General features: G+C 69.0%; 2 protein-coding genes. Both read left to right on the top strand.

The features are described 5' to 3' along the window. Positions 1 to 2,102, top strand: a 2,102-nt coding sequence (locus IG05_RS0140800; protein ID WP_158839155.1) for an SDR family NAD(P)-dependent oxidoreductase, incomplete at its 5' end; no start/stop codon positions are given. Further along, positions 2,099 to 2,239, top strand: a 141-nt coding sequence (locus tag IG05_RS50155) for a beta-ketoacyl synthase N-terminal-like domain-containing protein (RefSeq protein ID WP_199808484.1), incomplete at its 3' end; no start/stop codon positions are given. The genes IG05_RS0140800 and IG05_RS50155, both read left to right, overlap by 4 nt.

Here is a 2,239-nt window from a genome sequence, read left to right as displayed (position 1 = left end):
ACCTCTGGCTCACCGGACACACCCCCAACTGGAACACCTACTACCAACACGAAAACCGCCACCGCATACTCCTCCCCACCCACCCCCTCAACCCCAAACACCACTGGCTCCACAAACCCACACCACAACAAACCCCCACCACCCATACCCTGCGACGCCGTGACGACCTGGCTCAATGGATGTACGCACCCTCGTGGCAGCGCGTGCCCTTTCCCGTTCACGCGGCTCCGGATTTCGGGCAGCACTGGCTGGTGTTCGCCGACGAGGTAGGTGTGGGCGACGCCCTTGCCCAGCGCCTCCGTGCGGGGGGTGCCACGGTCACGGTGGTCAAGCCGGCCGACGAGTGGCGCCGGACCGCACCCGGCGAGGTCACCCTCCGCGCGGGAGAGGGTGACGACTACCGCCGGTTGATCGACTCGTTGGCTTCCGGCCCCTCCGGTCAGCCCACACGCATCGTCCACAGCTGGACGGTGACCGCCCCGCGCGAGGAGCCTGCCGACGAGACGGCGGCCCTGCGCTTCGGGTTCGACAGCCTCGTGCACCTGGCTCAGGCCCTCGGCCGTCACGGGAACGCCGAACGACGACGCATATGGGTGCTCAGCAACGGCGTCCACAACGTGACCGGCACCGAAGGACTGACACCTGCCAAGGCGACGCTGCTCGGCCCCAGCCGCGTACTGCCTCGCGAGATGACGGGAACCACCTGCCGCTGCATCGATCTCGACTGCGTGACGGCACCCACCGCGCGGCAAGTCGATCACCTGATGTCCGAGCTGGCCGCCGAGCCCGAGGCCGGTTGCGAGACGGCCGCCCACCGGGGTTTGCACCGGTGGCTCCAGCACTACCTGCCGCACCCTCTGCCCCTGCCCACCGCTGGTACGGCGCTGCGCCCCGGGGGGGTGTATCTCGTCACGGGAGGGACGGGTGCGCTGGGCCTGGCACTCGCGGAACACATCTGCGCCGCGGGAGGGCGTGTGGCGCTCACGACACGCACTCCGCTGCCACCCGCCGAGGAATGGGACGCCTTTCTGGCCCGGCAGTCCGAGGGCCCGGTCGCGGACACCGTGCGCCGGCTCGTCGGGCTGAAGGACTCCGGCGCGCAGCTTCTGGTCCTGCGTGCCGATGTGGCCGACCCCAAGGCGATGAGCGAGGTGGTGGCCCGTACCGTCGACCGTTGGGGTGTGGTGAACGGGGCCTTCCATGCGGCCGGGGTGCCCGGTGGCGGTCTGGTTCAGCTCAAAGACCTGTCGGATGCCGCGGAAGTGATGCGACCGAAGGTGCACGGCACCCTGGTGCTGGAACAAGCGCTGGCCGGCCAGGATCTGGACTTCCTCGTGCTCTTCGGGTCCAACGGTGCCAACATCGGCAGCGTCGGCCAGGTCGACTACTGTGCCGCCAACTGCTTCCTCGACGCCTTCGCCCAGGACCGCGGCCGGCACCGACGAGTGATCTCGATCGACTGGGGGCCGTGGAAAGGCCTCGGAATGACCGTGAAGGCCGCTGTCCCGCCCGGCCTCGCAGAACTGCGCAGTCACGAGGTGGACGAGCGTGGCATGACGCGGCAAGAAGGGCTGAGGGTCCTGGAGGCGATCCTGACGGGTTCCGCGGAACCGCAGGTCATCGTGTCGCCCTCGGATCTCACGGAACTCCTCGCGGACGCGCCTTCCCTCGACGCACGGGCCGCCCAGGTGCTCGAACGAGCCGGACGGCCGGACGCCCTGCCACGTTCCGTCCACGCACGGCCCGCCCTGCACACGGAGTACGTCCCACCGCGGACACCCGCTGAACACACGCTGTGCGAGGTCTGGCAGGACCTGCTGGGAATCGAGGCCATCGGGATCCAGGACAGCTTCTTCGCTCTAGGGGGCGATTCCCTCACAGCCATCCAGCTGGTGAGCACCGCCAACGCCCGGCTTCAGGCCAGGCTCACCCTGGGCGACTTGTACGACGGTCTCACGGTCGCGCATCTGGCCGAACTCGCGGAGAACCGCCCGCAGCCAGAGACCCGCGCTACAGAGGAAGCCGTCGAAAGGCGGCGGGAGAACCTACAGAAACGCCGTCAGCACCAGCAGCGGCGACGCAAGGCGAGGGGGCAGGGATGACCGGTGCGGCGGACATGGGTGACGCAGACCTTACGGCGCGCGGTGGTGTGGCGATCATCGGGATGGCGGGGCGCTTCCCGGGTGCCCGGGACCTGACGGAGTTCTGGGAGAACCTGCGGGACGGTGTGGAGTCGATC

Source organism: Streptomyces sp. NRRL S-1022, assembly GCF_000720135.1.
Taxonomy (GTDB): Bacteria; Actinomycetota; Actinomycetes; order Streptomycetales; family Streptomycetaceae; genus Streptomyces.
This window is presented reverse-complemented; position numbering and strand designations above follow the sequence as displayed.